This is a genomic window from Nonomuraea solani, assembly GCF_900108335.1.
Taxonomy (GTDB): Bacteria; Actinomycetota; Actinomycetes; order Streptosporangiales; family Streptosporangiaceae; genus Nonomuraea; species Nonomuraea solani.
In genome coordinates this window covers 227,265-248,829 of sequence record NZ_FNVT01000005.1, presented here as the reverse complement: position 1 = coordinate 248,829, position 21,565 = coordinate 227,265, and the positions used below count along the sequence as shown (strand labels likewise).

Genomic DNA, 21,565 nt, shown 5'->3' with positions numbered 1-21,565 from the left:
CGGCGAGCGCCGCCCCGCGGCCGTCAGGCCATCCGGATCATGACGGTCCGCATACTGGACAGAACCTGATTCGGAGTCTGGACTCCGTAGACTGTCAGGGTGATTTCCCGTATCGACATGCGCGGTTCTCTGCCGGAGGACCTGCGCGACGTGCTGCCCCGCGCCGAACTCGACGTCGAGGCCGCCCTGGAGAAGGTGCGGCCCATCTGCGAGGACGTGCGCCATCGCGGGGCGGTGGCCGTACGGGAGCTCACCGCCAGGTTCGACGACGTCGAGATCGCCTCCACGAGGGTGCACGCCGAAGAACTGGCCAGGGCGCTCGCCGAGCTCGACCCCAGGGTCAGGGCGGCGCTGGAGGAGTCGATCAGGCGGGCCAGGCTGGTCCACCGCGACCAGCGGCGCACCGACGTCACCACCGAGGTCGTGCCCGGCGGCACCGTGACCGAGCGGTGGGTGCCGGTCGACCGGGTGGGCCTCTACGTCCCCGGCGGCCGCGCGGTCTATCCCTCCAGCGTGGTGATGAACGTCGTCCCGGCCCAGGAGGCCGGCGTGCCCTCGCTGGCGGTCACCAGCCCGGCGCAGAAGGAGTTCGGCGGGCTGCCGCACCCCACGATCATGGCCGCGTGCGCGCTGCTCGGCGTCGACGAGGTCTACTCGGCAGGCGGGGCGCAGGCGGTGGCCATGTTCGCCTACGGCACCGAGGAGTGCCCGCCGGCCACGATGGTGACCGGCCCCGGCAACATCTGGGTGGCGGCGGCCAAGCGGCTGCTCAAGGGGCGCATCGGCATCGACTCCGAGGCCGGCCCGACCGAGATCGCCATCCTGGCCGACGAGACGGCCGACCCGGTCCACGTCGCCGCCGACCTGATCAGCCAGGCCGAGCACGACACGATCGCCGCCGCCGTGCTGGTCACCACCAGCGCCGAGCTGGCCGACGCGGTCGAGAAGGAGCTGCCCGGCCAGGTGTCGGCGACCCGGCACTCCGAGCGCATCTCCGAGGCGCTGCGCGGCAGGCAGTCGGGCATCGTGCTGGTGAGCTCCATCGACGACGGCCTCAAGGTCGTCGACGCCTACGGCGCCGAGCACCTGGAGATCCACACCGCCGACGCGGCCGCCGTGGCCGCGCGGGTCCGCAACGCCGGGGCGATCTTCGTGGGCACCTACGCGCCGGTCTCGCTCGGCGACTACCTCGCCGGGTCCAACCACGTGCTGCCCACCGGCGGCTGCGCCTGCCACTCCAGCGGCCTGTCGGTGCAGTCGTTCCTGCGCGGCATCCACGTCGTCGACTACACCCGTGAGGCGCTCGCGGGCGCGGCGGCCCATGTGTCGGTCCTGGCCGACGCCGAAGACCTGCCCGCACACGGCGCCGCGATCCGCGCCCGATTCGACTGGCGAGTGCCCGAGTGAACCTTGACGATCTGCCCATCCGCGACGACCTGAGGGGCAAGACGCCGTACGGCGCGCCCCAGATCGACGTCCCGGTGCGGCTCAACACCAACGAAAATCCCTACGCGCCCTCTCCCGCGCTGGTGGCCGACCTGGCCACGGCGATCGGCGAGCAGGCGGGCGCGCTCAACCGCTACCCCGACAGAGACGCCGTCGCCCTGCGCGCCGACCTGGCCGCCTACCTCGGCCACGGCCTGGCGACCGAGCAGGTGTGGGCGGCCAACGGCTCCAACGAGGTGCTCCAGCAGATCCTGCAGGCGTTCGGCGGCCACGGCCGCAGCGCGATGGGGTTCGAGCCGTCCTACTCCATGCACCCGATCATCACCAGCGGCACCAGCACCGAGTGGGTCAGGGCGAGCCGCGAGGACGACTTCTCCATCGACCCGGGCAAGGCCGTCGCGGCGATCGAGGAGCACCGGCCCGACATCGTCTTCCTCACCTCGCCCAACAACCCCACCGGCACCGCGCAGCCGCTGGAGACGATCGAGGCGGTGCTGGGCGCGGCGCCGGGCATGGTCGTCGTCGACGAGGCCTACGCCGAGTTCGCCCGCGAGGGCACGACCTCGGCGCTGACGCTGCTGCCCGCGCACCCGAGGCTGATCGTCACCCGGACGATGTCCAAGGCGTTCGCCATGGCCGGCACCCGGCTGGGCTACCTGGCCGCGCACCCGGCCGTGGTGGAGGCGCTGCTGCTGGTGCGGCTCCCGTACCACCTGTCCACGCTCACCCAGACGGCGGCCCGCGTGGCGCTGCGGCACCGCGCCGAGCTGCTCGGCTCGGTTGACGCGCTGCGGCGCGAGCGGGACGACACGGTCGCGTGGCTGCGCGCCCAGGGCCTGTCCGTGGCCGACTCCGACGCCAACTTCGTGCTGTTCGGGCGTTTCCCGGACCGGCGGAAGGTGTGGGAGGGGATGCTGGAGCGCGGCGTGCTCATCCGCGAGGTGGGCCCGCCAGAATGGCTGCGTGTGTCGATCGGCACGGGCGAGGAGATGGCGGCCTTCCGCGCCGCCCTGGAAGGAGTGCTGTGAGTCGCGTCGGGCGCATCGAGCGCGTTACGAAGGAGACCTCGGTCCTGGTGGAGGTCGGCCTCGATGGCACCGGCCGGGTGGAGGTGGCCACCGGCGTCGGGTTCTTCGACCACATGCTGGCCCAGCTCGGCAAGCACGGGCTGTTCGACCTGACGGTCAAGACCGAGGGCGACCTGCACATCGACTCGCACCACACGATCGAGGACACCGCGCTCGCGCTGGGGGCGGCGTTCCGCGACGCGCTGGGCGACAAGTCGGGCATCAGGCGGTTCGGCAGCGCGTCGTGCCCGCTGGACGAGTCGCTCGCCCAGGTCACCGTCGACCTGTCCGGCCGCCCCTACCTCGTGCACAGCGAGCCCGAGGGCATGGCGTCGATGATCGGCCCGGTCTACGACACGACGATGACCCGCCACATCCTGGAGTCGTTCGTCGCGCAGGCCGCGATCTGCCTGCACGTGCACGTCCCTTACGGGCGCAACGCCCACCACATCGTGGAGGCCCAGTTCAAGGCGCTGGCCAGGGCCCTGCGGGAGGCGTCGGAGCTCGATCCGCGCGCCACCGGCGTGCCCAGCACCAAGGGCGTCCTATGACGGAAAACCTGCTCGCCGGCGTGATGGTGTTCATCGGGCTGTTCCTGATCGGCGGCGTGTTCTCCCTGTTCAAGCAGGGGCTCAAGATCGGTGCGGCCATCTGCGCGCTCGGCGCGGCGATGGCGATCACGGCGGGGGTGCTGTGGTGGTGACGAAGAAGAACATCGTGGTGCTCGACTACGGGTCGGGTAACCTGCGTTCGGCGGAGCGGGCGCTGGCGCGGGCCGGCGCCGAGGTGACCGTGACGCCCGACTTCGACGCGGCGCTCGAGTGCGACGGGCTGGTCGTGCCGGGCGTGGGCGCGTTCGAGGCGTGCATGAAGGGGCTCAAGGGCGTCCGCGGCGACCAGATCATCGGCCGCCGCCTGTCCGGCGGCCGGCCGGTGCTCGGGATCTGCGTCGGCATGCAGATCCTGTTCGGGCGAGGCGTCGAGCACGGCGTCGAGACCGAGGGCTGCGGCGAATGGCCCGGCACGGTCGAGCGGCTCGAAGCGCCGGTGCTGCCCCACATGGGCTGGAACACGGTCAAGGCCCCCGAGGGCAGCGTGCTGTTCGAGGGGCTCGACGCGGCCACCCGCTTCTACTTCGTGCACTCCTATGGCGTACGCGAGTGGGAGCTGCGCACCGGTGACGGCTTCGCCGAGCCGGTCGTCACGTGGGCCGAGCACGGCGTGCCGTTCGTGGCCGCGGTGGAGAACGGCCCGCTCATGGCCACCCAGTTCCACCCGGAGAAGTCCGGCGACGCCGGGGCCGCGCTCCTGCGCAACTGGCTGGGCACCCTGTGAGCACCTTATGAGCACCTCATGAGCACGCCGGCGATGACCCGGCGGGCGCCCGCTGAGCACGCGGTGAGCGCCCGCGAGCGCCTGGTGAGTGCCCGCGAGCGTTCGGCGAGCGCCCGATGAGCAAGGAGCGGGCGCGGCGCAGGGCGGAGCGGGAGGCCGAGCGGGCTCGGGCGATCCGGGCCAACGAGGAGCGGCAGGCCCGCACGGCGCGCCGCCGCGCCCTCCTGGCCCGACTGGTCCCGCGCCCGGTGCGGTTCTACCGCCAGGGCGGCCTGCTCGCCCGCCGCCACCGCGCCCAGAACGCCGTGGTGGCGCTCGCGTTCCTGCTGGTCCAGGTGCTCGTCTGGCTGATGTGGGGCTCGTTCCCGCTCAGCTTCGCCGTGCTCGTCTTCTCCCTGCTGCTCGCACCCGTTGTCGTGACCCTGGCTTTCGACCGGAGGACCTGAATGTCGCTCGTATTGCTGCCCGCCGTGGACGTCGCCGACGGCCAGGCCGTACGCCTGGTGCAGGGCGAGGCCGGCACCGAGACCGGTTTCGGCGCGCCCCTGGCCGCCGCGCTGGCCTGGCAGGAGGCGGGGGCCGAGTGGATCCATCTGGTCGACCTCGACGCCGCGTTCGGCCGGGGGAGCAACCGTGAGCTGATCGCCGAGGTGGTCGGCAAGCTGGACGTGCGCGTGGAGCTGTCCGGCGGCATCCGCGACGACGCCTCCCTGGCCGCCGCGCTGGCGACCGGCTGCCGCCGGGTCAACATCGGCACCGCCGCGCTGGAGAACCCCGAGTGGTGCCGGAAGATCATCGCCGAGCACGGCGACCGGATCGCGGTCGGGCTCGACGTGCGCGGCACCACGCTGTCGGCCCGCGGCTGGACCAAGGACGGCGGCGACCTGTGGGAGGTCCTCGACCGGCTGGAGTCCGACGGCTGCCCCCGCTACGTCGTCACCGACGTGACCAAGGACGGCATGCTGCAGGGCCCCAATCTGGACCTCTACCGGCAGATTTGCGCCCGTACCGACCGGCCCGTCGTGGCCAGCGGAGGGGTTTCCAGCCTCGGTGACCTGGTCGCACTGGCTTCTCTCGTCCCGGACGGAGTGGAGGGCGCCATCGTGGGCAGGGCCCTGTACGCTCACGCGTTCACATTGGAAAACGCGCTGGCCGCGGTACGCGTGTAGCTCTTGCCGGGAGGGGGCGAGATGAGCGTCAGCAGCATCGGTATGGAAAGCACCGGCTACAGGGTGTTTTCGGGCGGCATCTGGGAGGAGAAATACGGCTACGCCCGCGCGGTCGTCGCGGGTGAGCGCGTGATCGTGTCCGGTTGCACGGCCACGGTCGACGGAGAGGTACGCCACGTCGGCGACGCCTTCAAGCAGAGCCTGACCGCCATCGACATCGCGCTGGAGGCCGTCCTGATGGGCGGCCTGACCAAGGAGGATGTCGTCATGGTCCGCTACTACGTGGTGGAACACCGTCACTTCGACCTGGTCGGCCGGGCCATCCACGACGTCTTCTACAAGGTGCGCCCCGCCTGCACTGGCGTGCGGGTCGCCGGACTGGTCGATCCGCGAATGCTGGTCGAGATCGAAATCGAGGCACTGCGAGCATGACCGTTGCGGTAAGAGTGATCCCCTGTCTCGACGTGGACGCCGGGCGTGTGGTGAAGGGCGTCAACTTCGAGAACCTGCGCGACGCGGGCGATCCCGTCGAGCTGGCCAGGCGCTATGACCAGGAGGGTGCCGACGAGCTGACCTTTCTGGACATCACGGCGTCGTCCGGCGAGCGCGAGACCATGCTCGACGTGGTGCGCAGGACCGCCGAGCAGGTGTTCATCCCGCTCACCGTCGGCGGTGGGGTTCGCTCGGTCGACGACGTCAACCGGCTGCTGCGCGCGGGCGCCGACAAGGTGTCGCTCAACACGGCCGCGATCGCCAGGCCGGAGCTGCTCACGGAGGCGTCCCGGCGGTTCGGCGCGCAGTGCGTCGTGCTGTCGGTGGACGCCCGCCGGGCTCCCGGCACCGAGAGCGGCTTCGAGGTGACCACCCACGGTGGCCGGCGCGGCACCGGCATCGACGCGGTGGAGTGGGCCGCCCGTGGTGAGGAGCTGGGCGTGGGTGAGATCCTGCTCAACTCGATGGACGGCGACGGGACGCTCGACGGTTACGACCTGGAGATGCTGCACGCGGTCAGGGCGGCCGTGCGGGTGCCGGTGATCGCCAGTGGCGGGGCGGGACGGCTGGAGGACTTCCCGCCCGCGGTCGCGGCGGGCGCGGACGCGGTCCTGGCGGCCAGCGTGTTCCACTTCGGCACGCTGAAGATCGGCGAGGTGAAGGACACGCTGCGGCAGGCGGGTCACCCGGTCCGCTGACCCCAGGCAGGCTGTTCGGGGGGCCGTCGGCCGCCCGTCGAGGGGCTGTCGGCCGATCGATGGCTGTTTCGTCGGACGGTGGTTCCGCCAGAGCGCCACGTCGCGGCGGCGCGGCGCTCTCCGGCCGGAACGGCGGGTCCGTCAGAAGACCCGCAGGTGGTGGAAGAGCTCGTAAGAGACGTCCTTGGCGGCGAACGCGGCCGCCTCGGACCTCTTGACGGCCAGATAGGCGCTGCGCCGCAGCGGGCCGAGCGCCTCCATGAGCACCTCGTCGGCCTCCAGCGCGTCCAGCGCCTCGTCGAGTGAGGCGGGCAGGCGGGCGTACTCGCCAGGCCGCGTGTCCGGGTCCACCTCCACGGCGGCGCCCGGGTCGAGTTTGCGGCGGATGCCGTCGAGGCCGGCGTGGATGACGGCGCCGAGCGACAGGTAGGGGTTGGCCGAGGAGTCGGAGGGTTTCAGCTCCAGGTTCGGCTCGCCGGTGTCGCCCAGGGGGGAGCAGACGCGGATGGCGGCCTCGCGGTTGTCGGGGCCGTACACGACATAGGCGCTGGCCCACGTGCGCGGTGCCAGGCGGCGGAAGCTGTTGACGCTGCCGCAGGTCAGCGCGGTCAGGGCGGGCAGGTGGGCGAGCAGGCCGCCGATGAAGCCGTCGCGGACCTCGCCCTCCTCGGCGAAGGCGTTGTGGGTGTCGTCCCACAGCGACAGGTGCAGGTGGGCGCCGTTGCCGGCCTGGTCGGCCAGGGGTTTGGGGGCGAGACTGGCCCACATCTGCATGCGCATGGCCACGCCGCGTACGGTCTCGCGGTAGAGGATGTGGTTGTCGGCGGCGCGCAGGGCGGGCGCGTGGCGTACCGACAGCTCCTGCTGGCCGGGGCCGAGCTCCGGGTGATAGTGCTCGACGCGCAGGCCCTGCGTCTCCAGGGCGCGGATGAGCTTGATCGTGTAGTCGTGCGCGGTGTCGAAGCCCGTGGCGGCATAGCACAGCGAGTCGTCGAGCGGCACCAGCCGGTCGGGGCCGCCCGCCGGATCGGGCAGCCTGCGGCCGAGGGTGAACTCCGGCTCGAACGCCGCCATCAGCGTGTAACCCTCGGTGGCGAGGTCGGCGATGGCGTCCTTGAGGAACGTGCGCGAGCACGCGCCCCAAGGGGTGCCGTCCGGCTGCCGCAGGTCCGACAGCATCGCCGCCGCGCCGGGAGCGTGGGGCAACGGGACGTAGGTGGCGGGGTCGGGGACGATGCGTACTTCGCCCACCGGACCCAGGTGCTCGACGTCTTGGAGCTGGTCGAGCATGTTCATCGCCATCATGGCCACCGTGTGCCCGATGCCCGTGCTGAGCCGTTCGGCCAACCGTGACCGGGATGCCGCCTTCCCACGGATCACGCCTCCGTGGTCGGCGTACAGAAAACGGATCAGCTCGATGCCCTCGAGCTCGGCTCGCTCGAGGATGCGCCGCGCGGTGGGATCGAGCTGATTGATCTTGGTGCCGCTGGGGCGATCTCTCATTCTGCCTGCGTAACACGATCCGGGAGCGCGGGGAAGCACCTGGCGCAGACAGAACCCTCCGCTAGGTCAGAACTCTCGAGAAGAATGTAGCCAACTGATTGGCTCCCTGAAGTATTCCGTCGAACACACCATTCACAGCGTCGGCGGCTTGGGCCGGCCGGGTGAACAGGTAGAAGACCACGAACGCGACAGCCACGTAGGTGATCACCTTCTTGACCTGCATGGGGGGCCTCCTGCAGTCCATTCCCAGCCGTATATACCCGGATCTGGGCGATCACTAGGCATCTCGGGCAAGATGTACATGATCCTAACCGGGGGGCTTCTTTCCTAAGCCATGGTACGGGCCAGAGTTTAACCGTGAGCGCCGCGTGCACGGGCATTTCGCCGGTAGGCGAGACGGAGCAGAAGATAGATCGGCAGCGCGAGCGGCGACAGCAGGATGGTGAAGACCAGCACCGGGGCCATGACCAGCGGATGGACGTTCCGCTCGCGGCTGTCGAGGTAGATCCACCGGCCCAGGAACAGGTCCCAGGCGATGATCTGGGCCCAGAGGGCGGCCAGCGCCTCCGGGCGTGTCACCAGCTCCCGCAGCCCGTCCAGTGAGGGCCTGGTCACGATCGGCCAGAAGACGGGCAGGAGCGGCACGAGCAGGACGAGGTTCACCGCCACCGCGGGCAGCACGATGAGCGGCGAGCCGATCACCCGGCGGGTGACCCGCCAGGTGGGCGCCAGGACCATCAGCGCCCAGAACGGGGCGGCCACGTAGAAGCTCAGGTCGAACAGGAACGCGGTCACGGGGCGGGCTCTCTTTCCGGTCGGTACGCGGTCACGGAGCGGGCTCTCTTTCAGGCTGGTACGCGGTCACGGGGCGGGCTCTCTTCTCGGCCGGAGCGCGACCAGGGCCGCGCCGAGTGCGGCGGCGACGAGGGCGGCCAGGACGGTCAGGGTGGCGGCGTCGGGGTGGATCAGCGGCTGGCCGCGCAGGGCCTGCCACAGGACGAGCAGGAACACGCCGCCGTAGGTCAGCCCGGCGATGACGACCAGGCGCGTCCTGACCTCCTCGGAGCGCAGGAGCGCCACGCGCGCGGACAGGGCCGCGAGCAGCAGCGCCAGCAGCGGGAGCAACTGCAGGGCGTGCATGCCGATGAAGTGGGCCACGCGCAGGTCGCCGCCGGTGGTGCTCCAGCCGACCAGAGGCAGTCCCGGCCCGCCGTCGGCCACGCCCACGCTGTGGGCCCCGGCGAAGTCCTCGGCCCACGTCTGCCCGGGGACGCCGGTCACCATCAGGCCGCCGGTGGACAGGCCGAGGGTGGAGACGATCACGCCGAGCCGTACGGTCCAGGTGCTCACCCGGTCGGCCTGGCGCTCGGCGAGCACGGCGACGGCGACGACGAGGTTGGCGATCATCAGGACGCCGATCGTGACGCCCATGGCGATCCAGATCCACCTGTCGAGCGGGGTGGCCTCGTTGAAGTGGCTGTGGCGGCCCCTGGCGGCCTGGAAGACGATCAGGGCCACCTCGGCGGTGGCCGCGGTGACCAGGGCGGTGCCCATCCACCAGCTCAGCCGGCCGGCCCGGTGGCGGAGCGAGAGTAACCAGGCCCAGGTGAAGGAGTAGAGGGCGAAGGAGACCGTGAACTTCATCGGCTTGATCCAGAGGGGGACGCCGTCGAGGGTGCGCGGGTCCGCGAAGACGAGGATCAGGAAGACGGGGCTCAGCGCGGCCATGAGGGCGGCGAAGAGCATGAGGGGACGGTGCCAGGTGCGCATGGGGGAGATCCTCCGGATTGGATAGTGGATAGTGCTACTTCTCACTATCTATAGCTAAACTATCCACGTACGACAAGAGGAGGAAGTGAAAGCGTGCGGATGGCCGAGCTCAGCGAGACGACCGGGGTCCCGGTCCCGACGATCAAGTACTACATGCGGGAGGGCCTGGTAGCTCCTGGGCGGCCGACCGGCCGCAACCAGGCCGACTACGGGGAGGAGCACGTGCGCCGGCTACGGCTGGTGCGGGCGCTGGTGGAGTACGGCGGGCTGTCCATCGCGGTGATCCGCGACCTGATGGGCCAGATCGACAACCCGGACCTGGAGGAGTTCGACCTGCTCGGCGCGGCTCAGAAGACCGTGACGCAGCGCAAGGAGGCGCGGCCTGGGCCGTACAAGGACGAGGCGGAGGAGCGCCTGCACGAGCTGCTGGTCCGGCGCGGCTGGCGGATCAGGACGAACGACCCCGCCTACCGCACCGCCGTCGGCGTGCTGGCCACGCTCGACGAGGTCGGCAGGCACGACATGATCGAGGCCCTCGACTCCTACGCCGAGGCGGCCGAGAAGATCGCCGAGGCGGACCTGCGCCTGCTCGGCGGTGACGTGAGCGATCGCGAGCGCGCGGTGGAGATCGTGGTCATCGGCACCTCGGTGGGCGACACGCTGATCGCCACCCTCCGCCGGCTGGCCCAGGCCACCATCAGCGAGCGCCTTTACACCTGAGCGCCGGCCTCTCCACCTTGGAAGGAGGAGTGGCCGGCGACCGAGGGTCCCTAGACGCCCAGGGTGGCCTCGCGTAGCCGGTCGATGTCGTGGGGGTCGCCGGTGAGCTCCACCCTGGCGTGCGCCTGCCGCCCGAAGCAGAACATCAGCAGCTCGGCCGCCCGCCCCGTGACCTCCACCCGGCTGCCGCCACGCGGGCCGCCGAGCGCCACGCCGCCGCCGAGGCGGTGCAGCACCACGCCCACGGGCGACTTGCGCAGCATCAGCCTGGCGCCGCTCGCCACCCGCTTCCAGATCAGCCGCTCAAGATCGGCGGGCAGCTCACGGGGCTCCCACGACGGCTGCGCGCGGCGTACGTCCTCGTGGTGCACGAGGTATTCGAGCGTGTTGACGGCCTCGTCGAGGAAGGGCAGCAGGCCGTAGACGCCGCCGGGCTCGCGCACCAGGCCGACCAGCTCGGGATAGGGATGTTTGGCCTTCAGGCCGTTCTGCACGGAGGCCGTGTAGGCGGCCAGCGGCTTGATCGCGATGCCGCCCATCGCGTCGGGCCGGCGCTCGCGCAGGACGAGGTGAGCCGCCAGGTCAGCGGTGGTCCAGCCCGTGCAGAGGGTCGGCGCGTCCGGGCCGAGCCGGTCGAGCAGGTCGCAGAGCGCGGAGCGTTCGCCACGAGCATGAGTCACGTGGCCAACCCTACCGGTGGGAATAACGGGATGATCGAGCGTGATAGTGACATACGTAGAAACGTCAGTTTTGAAAGGACAATAACCGAGTGGCGAGCAAGGTCACCTCGGCCGTGATGCGTCAAGGGCTGCGTGTCCTTGGGGTGGCCATTCGCACGGAGAGAACGGTGTTCACGCTGGCCGTACTGGCCAGCGCCGTCTATGGAGGCATGACCGTCGCCTCCGCCTGGGCGCTCGGGTGGGCGACGCAGAACGTGGTGCTGGCCGCGTTCCGCGACGGTTCCGTCGCCTCGGGCGCGTTGTGGACCGGCGTCCTGCTGATCATGGGCGCGGCGCTGCTCAAGGCGCTCGGCGTGGCCGGGCGCCGCATTCTGGCGGGCGTCATGCAGTACCGCATGCAGGCCAGGTCCCGCAGGGACGTGACCAAGCAGTATCTGCGCCTGCCCCTGTCGTGGCACCACCGGCACCCGACCGGCCAGCTCCTGTCGAACGCCAGCGCCGACGCCGAGGCCGCGTGGGCGCCGCTCGCGCCGCTGCCGATGGCCGTGGGCGTGATCGTCATGCTCTTCACCGCGGCCATCGCGATGGTGCTGACGGACCCGGTGCTGGCGCTGGTGGGCTTCCTCATCTTCCCGGCCATCGCCCTGCTCAACCTCGTCTACCAGCGCCGGCTCAGCCCGCTCGCCACCCGCGCCCAGCAGTTGCGCGCCGAGGTCAGCGAGATCGCGCACGAGAGCTTCGACGGCGCGCTCGTCGTCAAGACGCTCGGCAGGGAGGAGCTGGAGACCGACCGGTTCCGGCGGCGCGCTCACGAGCTGCGCGACGCCAACATCGCGGTCGGGCGCGTACGCGGCCTGTTCGACCCCATGCTGGAGGCGCTGCCCACGCTCGGCGTGCTCGCCGTGCTGGCCGTCGGCGCGGGCCGCCTGTCCGCGAGCGCGATCGACGCCGGTGACCTGGTGCAGGTGGCGTACCTGTTCACGCTGCTGGCCTTCCCGATCAGGGCGCTCGGCTGGGTGCTGGCCGAGCTGCCGCGCAGCGTCGTCGGCTGGGAGCGGGTGCAGGCCGTGCTGGACGCGACCGGCTCCATGGAGTACGGCTCCGCCACCACCGGCTCCACCACCCCCGCCGAGCTGGACGTCGCCGGCGTCTCCTACGCCTACGGCGAGGCCGAGGTGCTGCACGACGTCACCTTCGACGTGCCCGCCGGCCGTACCATCGCCCTGGTCGGCCCCACGGGCTCGGGCAAGTCCACCCTCGTCCAGCTCCTCGCCCGCCTGGTCGACCCCGGCTCGGGACAGGTGCGGCTCGACGGCGTGGACCTGCGCGAGCTGGCCTACGGCGGCGTCGCCGAGTCGGTGGCGCTGGTGCCGCAGCAGACGTTCCTGTTCGACGACAGCGTGCGCGGCAACATCGCACTGGGCGTGGAGGCCGGCGACGAGGACGTCTGGGCCGCCCTGCGTCTGGCCCAGGCCGACGGGTTCGTCGGCCGGCTGCCCGACGGGCTCGGCACCCAGGTCGGCGAGCGCGGCGCCACCCTCTCGGGCGGCCAGCGCCAGCGCCTGGCCCTGGCCCGCGCGATCGTCCGCCGCCCGCGCCTGCTCATCCTCGACGACGCCACCTCCAGCGTGGACCCCCAGGTCGAGGCCAAGATCCTTTACGGCCTGCGCGACGCCGCCGAAGCCTCGACCGTCGTGGTCGTCGCCTACCGGATGGCCACGATCGCCCTGGCCGACGAGGTCGTCTACCTGGACAAGGGCCGCGTCGTGGACCGGGGCCCGCACAGTGAGCTCATCGCCCGCTGCCCCGGCTACCGCAACCTGGTGACCGCCTACGAGCGCGAGGAGGCCGAACGCGCGGCCATCGACCTGCCGATGGAAGAGGAAGAGGAAGAGGTCAGCGCATGACGGCGCAGAGCATCCGGGTCGGCGCGGAACGTTCCGCGCTGGCCACCATCCGGCAGGGCCTCTCGTACACCCCGGAGTTCCGCAAGGGCCTGGCGGGCACGCTGGCGCTGGCCGTCATCGCGACCATCGGCAAGATCATCGTGCCGATCGCGGTCCAGCAGACGATCGACACGGGGCTCAAGAGCGGCGTCCCCGACCTCACGTACATCACCACGGCCGTCCTGGTGTGCGCGGCGGCCGTCGTGCTCACCGCCCTGGCCGGCTACATCATGAACGTGCGCCTGTACAAGGCCACCGAGTCCTCGCTCGCCACCCTGCGCGTCCGCGGCTTCCGCCACGTGCACGACCTGTCGGTGCTCACCCAGAACACCGAACGCCGCGGCGCCCTGGTCTCCCGTGTCACCAACGACATCGACCAGATCAGCAACTTCATGCAGTGGGGCGGGTTGATGATCATCGTGGCGTTCGGCCAGCTCCTGGTGGCCACCGCCTTGATGTTCGTCTACTCCTGGCAGCTCACGCTGCTGGTCTGGGCCTGCTTCATCCCGTTGATGATCGCCCTGCCGCGCTTCCAGCGGCTGCTGTCGCGGGCGTACACGGTGGTGCGCGAACGCACCGGCGACATGCTGGCCGCGGTCAGCGAGTCGGTCGTCGGCGCGGCCGTCATCAGGGCCTACGCCTCCGAGCGCCGCACGGCCGAGCGCATCGACGAGACCGTCGACGCCAACAGGAGCGCCCAGGTCAGGGCGCAGACCATCGTCGGTTTCGTCTTCCCGCTGACCGAGATCGTGGCCGCCGTGGCCATCGCCGGCATCGTGCTGCTCGGCGTGCGGCTGGGCCTGTCAGGAAATATCACGCAAGGGGAGCTGGTGGCGTTCCTGTTCCTGGTGACGCTGTTCGTCTCGCCGTTGCAGACCGCCACCGAGGTCCTGAACGAGGCCCAGAACGCCGTCGCCGGCTGGCGCCGCATCCTCGGTGTCCTGGACACCCCGCCCGACGTGGCCGACCCCGGCGACCAGGGCGTCACCCTGCCGCGCGGCCCCATCTCGGTCGCCTTCGAAGGCGTGCACTTCTCCTACCCGGGCGGCGTGCCCGTGCTGCGCGAGGTCACGCTGGAGATCCCGCCGCGCTCCCGGGTCGCGGTGGTGGGGGAGACCGGCTCGGGCAAGACCACGTTCGCCAAGCTCCTGACGCGGCTGATGGACCCCGGCTCGGGCCGCGTCACCGTGGACGGCCACGACCTGCGGTCCGTGCGCTTCTCCTCGCTGCGCGAGCGCATCGTCATGGTGCCGCAGGACGGCTTCCTGTTCGACGGGACGCTCGCGGAGAACATCCGGTACGGCAAGCCGTCGGCCACCGGCGAGGAGATCGAGCTCGCGATGACCGAGCTGGGCCTGGCCGACTGGCTGGAGGGCCTGCCCGCCGGCCTGGAGACGCCGGTCGGCCAGCGCGGCGAGTCGCTGTCGGCCGGCGAGCGCCAGCTCGTCGCCCTGGCCCGCGCCTACCTCGCCGACCCCGACCTGCTGCTACTCGACGAGGCCACCTCCGCCGTTGACCCGGCCACGGAGGTACGTCTCGCGCGGGCGCTGGAAGGGGTCACCCGCGGCCGCACCGCCATCTCGATCGCGCACCGCCTGTCCACGGCGGAGAACGCCGACGAGGTCCTGGTGTTCGACGCCGGCCGCCTGGTGCAGCGGGGGCCGCACGCCGAGCTGGCCGGGCAGCCGGGCGTGTACGCCGACCTGCACGCCTCGTGGATCTCGGCCGCGCACTCCTGAGGCGTCATTCGCCCATGGCCGCGAAGGTCACGGTCGTGCCCCGGGGCCCGGACACGATCGTGATCTGGTCGCACAACATGCGCGTCAGCCACAACCCCCGCCCGCGGAACTCGAACCCCGCGGGCGGGCGCGTGTGGCCCATCCAGCCGGCCGGCAGGCCGGGGCCCTCGTCGGCGACCTCACACCACAGCCGCCCGTCGTGTGACCACAGCAGCAGCCGCCCGTGCCCGCCGCCGTGCACGACCGCGTTCGTGACGATCTCGTTGACCGCCAGGACGAAGTCCTCCAGGTGCCGGCCGGACAGGCCCTCGTAGCCGGCGTGCTCGGTGACGGTCCGCCGCAGGGAGGTGATCCGCCCGCGCGCGAAACTCGTACAGAGCACCTGTCTACACATCGCCCACCCGGCGGACGGCGATGAACTCGTCCGCCCTGATCAGCCGGAGCACCCGGGCCATGGAGTCCCGGCAGACGATCGCCGTGCTGCCCTCCGGCCTGGCCATGGCGGTGACGGTCAGCAACTGGGCCGAGCCGGCGTCGATGAAGTCGAGGTCGGAGGCGTCGATCAGGACCTCGCCCGGCTCCTTCTCCAGCCGCGCCAGCACCGAGGCGAACGCCTGCCGGTTGGTGAGGTCGATGTCGCCCCAGATCCGCAGCCCCGCTGGGGAGCCGGTGTTGGCGAAGCGCAGCAGCGCCTGCTCGGGGGAGATCGGGTGCACCGAGGTCGCCCGGTCGATGGCCTCGCGGGGGAACAGCCTGCGGTCGTACTGGCACACGGCCGCCAGCCACCGCTCGCCGAACAGCTCGTTGGTCCCCGCCTCGAACACCGCCTGCCCCGGCGCGTCGGGTACCCCCCAGGAGGCGTCGACGAGCGCGTACACGCCGTGCTGCCCGTGCCTGCGCGCCCGCTCCTTGGCGTTCGCCAGCTCCGCGTAGACCCGCTCGGGGTCGAGGCAGCCGTTGGTGAAGTGGGTGTCGGCGCAGGCCAGGATCTCGACCTGACCGGCCGACTCGGCGTCGGCGAACCCCGGCACGAGCGGTGCCAGCCAGTCACGCGTCCGCGCGGGGCTGTCGGCGTGCGTGATGATCACCACCTTGGTACGGCGGCGCAGGCCGTTCACCGTGAACGCCTGCGTGGCCAGCATCCGCTCCCGCTCGCCCTCGAACGGCAGGCAGACATGATCCCCCAGGTCGGGATCGAGGACGGAGCCCGCGACGTGCAGCACGACTGTGCCCTCCCTGCGCCCTCCGCAAGTGCGCGACGCCTCCAGAAAGTACTCGCCTTCGCGAGATCACGTACCGCATTCTCTCCAAAACCCACCGTGACAGGGCTCGGGCCGGTGTACCTTTTCGGCGGGGCCGCCCACGGGAGGACACATGAGGAGCATGGGCGTGGATGTGCTGGAGCTGTCGCGACGCCAACACGGTGAGCTCGTGGTGGTCAGCCTGGCCGGCGAGCTGGACGCGGACAACATCTCCCAGGTCAGGAAATGTCTGGACGAAGCCGTCCGTGCGAGCGAGCCCCGGCTGGTCGTGGACCTGTCGGCGGTGACGTTCATCGACACGACGGGGCTGGGCGTGCTGGTGCGCCAGCTCGCCACGGTGCGGGAGCGGGAGGGGTCGATGGCGCTGGTGGCGCCGGACGGGCAGGTGCTGCGGCGGCTGCGCCGGACGAACCTGGCGCCGCTGTTCCCCATCTACGACACCCTGCCCGAGGCCCTGTCCGATGCCCTGGCCTGAGCGACCAGCGGGGCTGGTTGAATGAGGGCATGTCCCTTGACCCCGAGATCGCCGCTCGGCTGAAGCGCAATCCCGATGGCCTGATCCCCGCGATCGCCCAGCAGTACGACACCGGCGAGGTGCTCATGCTGGCCTGGATGAACGACGAGGCGCTGCATCGGACGCTGACCACCGGCCGGGCGACCTACTGGTCCCGCAGCCGCGGCGAATACTGGGTCAAGGGCGCCACCTCCGGCAACGTCCAGGAGGTCAAGGCCGTGGCGCTCGACTGCGACGGCGACACCATCCTGGTCAAGGTCGACCAGGCCGGCGGCGCGTGCCACACCGGCGACCGCACCTGCTTCGACGCGGCCCCTCTCAAGATCGCGCTCGGCTAGGTCCATGAGCGACGCAAAGCGCGGTGAGCTGTGGGGATGGGTGGTGACGACCGCCCTGGGAGCCCTGCTGGTGCTGGTCGCCGCGGGGCGGTCCTGGGTGCGGGTGGCGGGCGCCGATGCCGCGGGGCCGACCGGCGGTGAGCTGAGCCCCGTCCTGACGCCCGTCGCGCTGGCCGGGCTGGCCGGGGTGGTGGCCGTGCTGGCCGCCAAGGGCGCGGGGCGCCGCGTCATCGGCGCGCTGCTGGCCCTGTGCGGTGCCGGCGCGGCGGCCGGCACGCGGTCCGCGCTCGACGCCGGGACCGTCGCCGACCGGCTGCGCGAAGGGAACGTCCTGCACGGCGCCACCGACCTGCCCTGGGAGACGATGCCGCTCTGGCCGGCCGTCGCGGGCGCGGGCGCGGCGCTGATGGTCGCGGGGGGAGTGCTGGCGATCGTGCGCGGCGGCAGGTGGGCGGGCATGTCGGCGCGCTACGACAGGGCCGCGGGCGAGAGCGTCGCCCGTGATGCCGCCAGTGATCCCGCCAGTGATCCCGCCCGTGACGACAAGGCGCTGTGGGACGCGCTCGATCGCGGCGACGACCCGACCGACTCCCGCTGAGCCCGCCGGGTTCACCGGTTCCGCCGCCATGACGAAATCTCCACTCTTCTGAACCTCTGTCGGCTTGAGCGTCGTTTCCTCAATAAGCTGCCGTTGCAATTCGCCACGAACGTTTGGAGGAGCCAGCTCATGAGCTACGGGGATCAGGGCGGTGGCGGCGGCTACGGCGCGCAGCCGCCCGGTGGGGGATACGGCCAGCAACCTCCCAGCCATGGCGGCGGGTACGGCCAGCAACCCCCGAGTCATGGTGGTTACGGCCAGCAACCCCCGAGCGGCGGTGGCTACGGCTACGGGCAGCAGCCGCCCAGCGGCGGTGGCTACGGTTATGGTGAGCAGCCGCCGAGCGGTGGCGGTTACGCCTACGGGCAGCAGCCCCCCTCCTACGGCTACGCCCAGCCCGGCTACGGGTACGGCCCGCCGCAGCCGCCCAGGTCCACCAACGGCATGGCGGTGGCCTCACTGGTCTGCGGCATCATCGGCCTGGTGTTCTGCGGCGTCACCAGCATCCCCGGCGTGATCCTCGGGCACATCGCGCTCAACAAGATCAAGCGCACCGGCGAAGAGGGCTCGGGCATGGCCGTGGGCGGCCTCGTCACCTCGTACATCACGGTGGCCATCTGGCTCTTGTGCTGGCTCATCTTCGGCGGCATGCTGCTGTCCCTGATCGGGCTGGGTGCCGCGGCGACGTCGACAAGCTCGTACGGCTCCTGACCGGCCAGTAACTTGTTGCGAGTGTAGCCGGGCCGTGACGACCCGCTTGCGGTCCGATTACGAATTGTCCGCAAAATGGACGTAAGTCCACGTAGGAGACGGTTTCTCGCTAGGCTGCCGCGCGCAACACGACTCAAGAATGACGACATGAGGGGTCATTAGCATGAGTTACGGAAACCAGGGCGACGGCGGTTACGGCGCCCAGCCTCCCGGCGGCGGCTACGGTCAGCAGCCTCCGAGCGGCGGTGGCGGCTACGGGGGCGGCTATGGCCAGCAGCCCCCCAGCGGCGGTGGCGGCTATGGCCAGCAGCCTCCGAGCGGTGGCGGCGGCTATGGCCAGCAGCCTCCGAGCGGCGGTGGCGGTTACGGCCAGCAGCCTCCGAGCGGTGGCGGCTACGGCGGCGGCTACGGCCAGCAGCCCCCCAGCGGTGGCGGCTACGGCGGCGGTGGCGGTTACGGCGGCGGTCCCGGCGGGAACCCGCCGGACAACCACCTCGTCCCGGCCATTCTCACCACCCTGTTCTGCTGCCTGCCGCTCGGCATCGTGTCGATCGTCAAGTCTTCGCAGGTCAACTCGAAGTGGCAGATCGGCGACTACGCGGGTGCGCAGCAGGCGTCGGAAGAGGCCAAGACGTGGTGGAAGCGCAGCCTGATCTTCGGCGCCATCTGGATCGGCCTGATGATCATCGCCTACATCCTGTTCTTCATCGTGTTCGCCGCCTCGTACTCCTCCTCCTACTCGTAGGCCGGCGAGGAGCACGAAGCGGAAGGCGGATACTGGGAGCATGAGCATCGCAACGACCGGGCAGCGCGGCACGGGACGCTACAAGGCCCTGCTCGCGCCGCTCGGTGTTGCGGCCGCCGCCGGGGCGGTGTTCGCCTTCGTCGGTGCGGTGAACCCCAACGAACCCGGTCACTACCCGACCTGCCCGTTCCTGGCGGTCACCGGCCTCTACTGCCCGGGGTGCGGCACGTTGCGCACGATCCACGCGCTCGCGCACCTCGACCCGGTCGCCGCCCTCGGCCTCAATCCCCTCGCAGTCGCCATGGTGCCGTTCCTGGTGTTCTGGTGGGGCCGATGGGTGGTGCGCGCTCTGCAGGGCAGGCCGAGACGCACGACGCTGGCGCATCCGGCGTGGCTGTGGGTGTTCATCGGAGTGGTCGTGGTCTACTGGGTCGTCCGCAATCTGCCTTTCGGGGCGTTCCTCGCCCCCTAGGCTCCCCCTAGTTCGGGGACCGGTGGTGAGGTGACCCCACACGGGCCGATACCATCGCAGGACAAGGCAGAGAGCGGACGCGACGCGAACTCTCCGCCACCCCCAGAAGCCGACCGGAGGGACCCCAAGCGCGTGAGTGAGCGGACGGAAGGGCCGAGTGTCCTCGACGACATCCTCGATGGGGTGCGCGCCGACCTCGCAGCACGTCAGCAGGCCGTCTCCATGGACGAGCTCAAGCAGCGGGCCGAGCGGGCCGCGGCGCCCAGAGACGCGATGGCCGCGCTCGGGGGCGACCGGATCTCGGTGATCGCCGAGGTCAAGCGCTCCAGCCCGTCGAAGGGCGCGCTCGCCGCGATCGCCGACCCGGCGGCGCTGGCGGCCGACTACGAAGCGGGCGGCGCGCACGTCATCAGCGTGCTGACCGAGCGGCGCAAGTTCGGTGGCAGTCTCGAAGACTTGGCCGCGGTCCGCGCCCGGGTCGACATCCCGATCCTGCGCAAAGACTTCATCCTCACCTCCTACCAGCTCTGGGAGGCCCGCGCCCACGGCGCCGACCTGGCTCTGCTCATGGTCGTCTGCCTGGAGCAGGAGGCGCTGGTGTCGCTGATCGAGCGGGCCGAGTCGATCGGGCTCACCCCGCTCGTCGAGGTGCACACCGAAGAGGAGCTCCAGCGGGCGGTGGCCGCCGGCGCCCGGGTCATCGGGATCAACGCCAGAAATCTGAAGACACTCGAGGTCGACCGCGATGTCTTCGCGAAGCTGGCGCCGAAGATCCCCGATAATGTGATCAAGATCGCCGAGTCGGGCGTGCGGGGCCCGCACGACCTGCTCGCCTACGCCAGGGGCGGCGCCGACGCCGTTCTGGTGGGGGAGAGCCTGGTCACCGGCAAGGATCCGCGCAAGGCAGTGGAGGCGCTGGTGACCGCCGGCGCACATCCGTCGACGCGCCCCGACCACTCAGCAGAGGGATAGCAGTGGCATACGAAGGCTCCATCCTGACCGCCGCCGACCTGGCGGGCAACGGCGTGCGCGGCGACGACCCGGACGTGCACGGCAAGTTCGGCATCTTCGGCGGCCGTTACGTGCCCGAGGCGCTCATCCCGGCGCTCGACGAGGTGGCCGCGGTCTACGAGAAGGCCAAGAACGACGCGGAGTTCCTGCGCGAGTTCGACCACCTGCTGCGCACCTACGCGGGCCGGCCCACCACCCTCACCGACGTGCCGCGCTTCAGCGAGCAGGCCGGTGGCGCCAGGATCGTGCTCAAGCGCGAAGACCTCACCCACACCGGCGCGCACAAGATCAACAACGTGCTGGGCCAGGCGCTGCTGACCAAGCGGCTCGGCAAGAAGCGCGTGATCGCCGAGACCGGCGCGGGCCAGCACGGCGTGGCCACCGCCACCGCCGCGGCCCTGCTCGGCCTGGAGTGCGTCATCTACATGGGCGAGGTCGACTGCGAGCGCCAGGCGCTCAACGTGGCCAGGATGAAGCTGCTCGGCGCCACCGTGGTGCCCGTCTCCAACGGCTCGAAGACGCTGAAGGACGCCATCAACGAGGCCTTCCGCGACTGGGTGACCAACGTCGACACCACCCACTACCTGTTCGGCACGGTCGCCGGGCCGCACCCGTTCCCCGAGATCGTGCGCGACTTCGCCCGCATCATCGGCGTCGAGGCCCGCCGCCAGATGCTGGAGCTGACCGGCAGGCTGCCCGACGCGGTGTGCGCGGCGGTCGGCGGCGGCAGCAACGCGATCGGCATCTTCCACGCCTTCATCGACGACCAGGACGTCAAGCTGCACGGCTACGAGGCCGCCGGCCACGGCCTCGACAGCGGCGAGCACGCGCTGACGCTCACCGCCGGCTCGGTCGGCGTGCTGCACGGCTCACGCACCTACGTGCTGCAGGACGACGAGGGCCAGACGATCGAGTCCCACTCGATCTCGGCCGGCCTCGACTACCCGGGCGTCGGCCCTGAGCACGCCTGGCTGAAGGACACCGGCCGCGCCACCTACCACGGCGTCACCGACGACGAGGCGATGGCCGCGTTCTCGCTGCTGGCCAGGACCGAGGGCATCATCCCGGCCATCGAGTCCTCCCACGCCCTGGCGGGCGCGCTGGTGCTGGGCCGCGAGCTCGGCCCCGAGGCGACCCTCCTGGTCAACCTCTCAGGCCGTGGCGACAAGGACATGGGCACGGCCATGAAGTACTTCAACCTCTGACCACCGCTCGATGACGGCCTGCGCCGGGCCGAGCGCCACCGCGGCGGCCCGCTCATGACGCACTCCGGCCTTACCGGCGCGGGGGATTCTGGGGCGGGCTCGCGGCAGGGCATCATGGTGGGACTCGACTTTCGAAACGGATAG

General features: G+C 71.0%; 27 protein-coding genes. 20 read left to right on the top strand and 7 right to left on the bottom strand.

The features are described from left to right. The first annotated feature begins 99 nt into the window (after nt 1-99). The 9 genes from hisD (at nt 100) to hisF (ending at nt 6,207) form a co-directional block, all read left to right on the top strand. Complete coding sequence (gene hisD, locus C4V41_RS20840) at nt 100-1,407, top strand: histidinol dehydrogenase (protein WP_103957570.1); 1,308 nt, start codon at nt 100-102, stop codon at nt 1,405-1,407. Then, nucleotides 1,404-2,474 (top strand): histidinol-phosphate transaminase, encoded by a 1,071-nt coding sequence (locus C4V41_RS20835; RefSeq protein WP_103957569.1) that lies wholly within the window; start codon nt 1,404-1,406, stop codon nt 2,472-2,474. The genes hisD and C4V41_RS20835 overlap by 4 nt, the downstream gene beginning before the upstream one ends. Continuing rightward, nucleotides 2,471-3,064 carry an imidazoleglycerol-phosphate dehydratase HisB gene (gene hisB / locus C4V41_RS20830; protein WP_103957568.1) on the top strand — a complete coding sequence of 198 codons (594 nt, stop codon included), beginning with the start codon at nt 2,471-2,473 and terminating at the stop codon, nt 3,062-3,064. Before C4V41_RS20835 ends, hisB begins: the two co-directional genes overlap by 4 nt. Next, on the top strand, nt 3,061-3,216 hold the full coding sequence (locus tag C4V41_RS63055; RefSeq protein WP_200824117.1) for a hypothetical protein: 156 nt from the start codon (nt 3,061-3,063) through the stop codon (nt 3,214-3,216). The genes hisB and C4V41_RS63055 overlap by 4 nt, the downstream gene beginning before the upstream one ends. After that, nucleotides 3,210-3,848: an imidazole glycerol phosphate synthase subunit HisH gene (hisH, locus tag C4V41_RS20825; protein WP_103957928.1), complete on the top strand. Its 639-nt coding sequence runs from the start codon at nt 3,210-3,212 to the stop codon at nt 3,846-3,848. The genes C4V41_RS63055 and hisH overlap by 7 nt, the downstream gene beginning before the upstream one ends. A 116-nt stretch (nt 3,849-3,964) precedes the next feature. After that, complete coding sequence (locus C4V41_RS20820; protein WP_103957567.1) at nt 3,965-4,294, top strand: hypothetical protein; 330 nt, start codon at nt 3,965-3,967, stop codon at nt 4,292-4,294. Next, on the top strand, nt 4,295-5,017 hold the full coding sequence (priA, locus tag C4V41_RS20815) for a bifunctional 1-(5-phosphoribosyl)-5-((5-phosphoribosylamino)methylideneamino)imidazole-4-carboxamide isomerase/phosphoribosylanthranilate isomerase PriA (RefSeq protein ID WP_103957566.1): 723 nt from the start codon (nt 4,295-4,297) through the stop codon (nt 5,015-5,017). Between the two features lie 21 nt (nt 5,018-5,038). Continuing rightward, nucleotides 5,039-5,449, top strand: coding sequence for a Rid family hydrolase (locus C4V41_RS20810; RefSeq protein WP_103957565.1), 411 nt, complete (start codon nt 5,039-5,041; stop codon nt 5,447-5,449). Next, nucleotides 5,446-6,207: an imidazole glycerol phosphate synthase subunit HisF gene (gene hisF, locus C4V41_RS20805; protein ID WP_103957564.1), complete on the top strand. Its 762-nt coding sequence runs from the start codon at nt 5,446-5,448 to the stop codon at nt 6,205-6,207. The genes C4V41_RS20810 and hisF overlap by 4 nt, the downstream gene beginning before the upstream one ends. A 141-nt stretch (nt 6,208-6,348) precedes the next feature. Here hisF and C4V41_RS20800 read toward each other — a convergent pair whose 3' ends face one another. From C4V41_RS20800 to C4V41_RS20790, 4 genes are all read right to left on the bottom strand, one after another. After that, entirely contained in the window at nt 6,349-7,710 is a 1,362-nt protein-coding gene (locus tag C4V41_RS20800) for a glutamine synthetase family protein (protein ID WP_103957563.1), read from the bottom strand. Between the two features lie 61 nt (nt 7,711-7,771). Further along, a complete protein-coding gene (locus tag C4V41_RS63050) occupies nt 7,772-7,933 on the bottom strand; it encodes a cytochrome c family protein (RefSeq protein ID WP_170223530.1) in 162 nt (53 codons plus the stop codon). A gap of 128 nt (nt 7,934-8,061) precedes the next feature. Further along, nucleotides 8,062-8,505, bottom strand: a complete 444-nt coding sequence (locus C4V41_RS20795) for an ABA4-like family protein (RefSeq protein ID WP_103957562.1) — start codon at nt 8,503-8,505, stop codon at nt 8,062-8,064. 66 nt (nt 8,506-8,571) lie between these two features. After that, nucleotides 8,572-9,480: a hypothetical protein gene (locus C4V41_RS20790; protein WP_103957561.1), complete on the bottom strand. Its 909-nt coding sequence runs from the start codon at nt 9,478-9,480 to the stop codon at nt 8,572-8,574. Between the two features lie 99 nt (nt 9,481-9,579). Between C4V41_RS20790 and C4V41_RS20785 the strand changes: the two genes are divergently transcribed. Further along, on the top strand, nt 9,580-10,200 hold the full coding sequence (locus C4V41_RS20785) for a MerR family transcriptional regulator (protein WP_103957560.1): 621 nt from the start codon (nt 9,580-9,582) through the stop codon (nt 10,198-10,200). 50 nt (nt 10,201-10,250) lie between these two features. Here C4V41_RS20785 and C4V41_RS20780 read toward each other — a convergent pair whose 3' ends face one another. Beyond that, a complete protein-coding gene (locus tag C4V41_RS20780; protein WP_103957559.1) occupies nt 10,251-10,880 on the bottom strand; it encodes a TIGR03085 family metal-binding protein in 630 nt (209 codons plus the stop codon). Nucleotides 10,881-10,996: 116 nt separating this feature from the next. Between C4V41_RS20780 and C4V41_RS20775 the strand changes: the two genes are divergently transcribed. Together C4V41_RS20775 and C4V41_RS20770 are read left to right on the top strand one after the other, a co-directional pair. Then, complete coding sequence (locus C4V41_RS20775) at nt 10,997-12,787, top strand: ABC transporter ATP-binding protein (RefSeq protein WP_200824147.1); 1,791 nt, start codon at nt 10,997-10,999, stop codon at nt 12,785-12,787. Continuing rightward, on the top strand, nt 12,784-14,565 hold the full coding sequence (locus C4V41_RS20770; RefSeq protein WP_103957557.1) for an ABC transporter ATP-binding protein: 1,782 nt from the start codon (nt 12,784-12,786) through the stop codon (nt 14,563-14,565). Before C4V41_RS20775 ends, C4V41_RS20770 begins: the two co-directional genes overlap by 4 nt. A 4-nt stretch (nt 14,566-14,569) precedes the next feature. Here C4V41_RS20770 and C4V41_RS20765 read toward each other — a convergent pair whose 3' ends face one another. Both C4V41_RS20765 and C4V41_RS20760 read right to left on the bottom strand, forming a co-directional pair. Continuing rightward, the gene (locus C4V41_RS20765) at nt 14,570-14,947 is read right to left on the bottom strand and encodes an ATP-binding protein (protein WP_200824116.1); all 378 of its coding nucleotides are present in this window, start codon (nt 14,945-14,947) and stop codon (nt 14,570-14,572) included. A gap of 4 nt (nt 14,948-14,951) precedes the next feature. Next, nucleotides 14,952-15,788, bottom strand: a complete 837-nt coding sequence (locus tag C4V41_RS20760) for an MEDS domain-containing protein (RefSeq protein ID WP_103957555.1) — start codon at nt 15,786-15,788, stop codon at nt 14,952-14,954. Nucleotides 15,789-15,939: 151 nt separating this feature from the next. Here C4V41_RS20760 and C4V41_RS20755 point away from each other — a divergent pair, with 151 nt between their 5' ends. From C4V41_RS20755 to trpB, 8 genes are all read left to right on the top strand, one after another. Further along, a complete protein-coding gene (locus C4V41_RS20755; protein WP_103957554.1) occupies nt 15,940-16,302 on the top strand; it encodes an STAS domain-containing protein in 363 nt (120 codons plus the stop codon). Nucleotides 16,303-16,331: 29 nt separating this feature from the next. Then, nucleotides 16,332-16,679, top strand: a complete 348-nt coding sequence (gene hisI / locus C4V41_RS20750; protein ID WP_103957553.1) for a phosphoribosyl-AMP cyclohydrolase — start codon at nt 16,332-16,334, stop codon at nt 16,677-16,679. A 4-nt stretch (nt 16,680-16,683) separates the two neighbouring features. Continuing rightward, entirely contained in the window at nt 16,684-17,277 is a 594-nt protein-coding gene (locus C4V41_RS20745) for a TIGR02234 family membrane protein (protein ID WP_103957552.1), read from the top strand. A gap of 129 nt (nt 17,278-17,406) precedes the next feature. Next, nucleotides 17,407-17,988: a DUF4190 domain-containing protein gene (locus tag C4V41_RS20740; RefSeq protein WP_103957551.1), complete on the top strand. Its 582-nt coding sequence runs from the start codon at nt 17,407-17,409 to the stop codon at nt 17,986-17,988. Nucleotides 17,989-18,151: 163 nt separating this feature from the next. After that, entirely contained in the window at nt 18,152-18,733 is a 582-nt protein-coding gene (locus C4V41_RS20735; RefSeq protein WP_103957550.1) for a CD225/dispanin family protein, read from the top strand. A 40-nt stretch (nt 18,734-18,773) separates the two neighbouring features. Then, a complete protein-coding gene (locus tag C4V41_RS20730; protein WP_103957549.1) occupies nt 18,774-19,205 on the top strand; it encodes a DUF2752 domain-containing protein in 432 nt (143 codons plus the stop codon). A gap of 132 nt (nt 19,206-19,337) precedes the next feature. Beyond that, nucleotides 19,338-20,177: an indole-3-glycerol phosphate synthase TrpC gene (gene trpC / locus C4V41_RS20725; protein ID WP_103957548.1), complete on the top strand. Its 840-nt coding sequence runs from the start codon at nt 19,338-19,340 to the stop codon at nt 20,175-20,177. A 53-nt stretch (nt 20,178-20,230) separates the two neighbouring features. After that, nucleotides 20,231-21,421, top strand: coding sequence for a tryptophan synthase subunit beta (gene trpB / locus C4V41_RS20720; RefSeq protein ID WP_235030314.1), 1,191 nt, complete (start codon nt 20,231-20,233; stop codon nt 21,419-21,421). Nucleotides 21,422-21,565 lie beyond the last annotated feature (144 nt).

Coding starts and splice junctions, on each gene's coding strand:
- C4V41_RS63055 (WP_200824117.1), top strand. CDS start 3,061: ATGACGGAAAACCTGCTCGCCGGCGTGATGGTGTTCATCGGGCTGTTC.
- C4V41_RS20775 (WP_200824147.1), top strand. CDS start 10,997: ATGCGTCAAGGGCTGCGTGTCCTTGGGGTGGCCATTCGCACGGAGAGA.
- C4V41_RS20790 (WP_103957561.1), bottom strand. CDS start 9,480: ATGCGCACCTGGCACCGTCCCCTCATGCTCTTCGCCGCCCTCATGGCC.
- hisI (WP_103957553.1), top strand. CDS start 16,332: ATGTCCCTTGACCCCGAGATCGCCGCTCGGCTGAAGCGCAATCCCGAT.
- C4V41_RS20800 (WP_103957563.1), bottom strand. CDS start 7,710: ATGAGAGATCGCCCCAGCGGCACCAAGATCAATCAGCTCGATCCCACC.
- hisF (WP_103957564.1), top strand. CDS start 5,446: ATGACCGTTGCGGTAAGAGTGATCCCCTGTCTCGACGTGGACGCCGGG.
- C4V41_RS20730 (WP_103957549.1), top strand. CDS start 18,774: ATGAGCATCGCAACGACCGGGCAGCGCGGCACGGGACGCTACAAGGCC.
- C4V41_RS20745 (WP_103957552.1), top strand. CDS start 16,684: ATGAGCGACGCAAAGCGCGGTGAGCTGTGGGGATGGGTGGTGACGACC.
- C4V41_RS20740 (WP_103957551.1), top strand. CDS start 17,407: ATGAGCTACGGGGATCAGGGCGGTGGCGGCGGCTACGGCGCGCAGCCG.
- C4V41_RS20820 (WP_103957567.1), top strand. CDS start 3,965: ATGAGCAAGGAGCGGGCGCGGCGCAGGGCGGAGCGGGAGGCCGAGCGG.
- C4V41_RS20735 (WP_103957550.1), top strand. CDS start 18,152: ATGAGTTACGGAAACCAGGGCGACGGCGGTTACGGCGCCCAGCCTCCC.
- C4V41_RS20755 (WP_103957554.1), top strand. CDS start 15,940: ATGAGGAGCATGGGCGTGGATGTGCTGGAGCTGTCGCGACGCCAACAC.
- C4V41_RS20785 (WP_103957560.1), top strand. CDS start 9,580: ATGGCCGAGCTCAGCGAGACGACCGGGGTCCCGGTCCCGACGATCAAG.
- C4V41_RS20810 (WP_103957565.1), top strand. CDS start 5,039: ATGAGCGTCAGCAGCATCGGTATGGAAAGCACCGGCTACAGGGTGTTT.
- C4V41_RS20770 (WP_103957557.1), top strand. CDS start 12,784: ATGACGGCGCAGAGCATCCGGGTCGGCGCGGAACGTTCCGCGCTGGCC.
- C4V41_RS63050 (WP_170223530.1), bottom strand. CDS start 7,933: ATGCAGGTCAAGAAGGTGATCACCTACGTGGCTGTCGCGTTCGTGGTC.
- priA (WP_103957566.1), top strand. CDS start 4,295: ATGTCGCTCGTATTGCTGCCCGCCGTGGACGTCGCCGACGGCCAGGCC.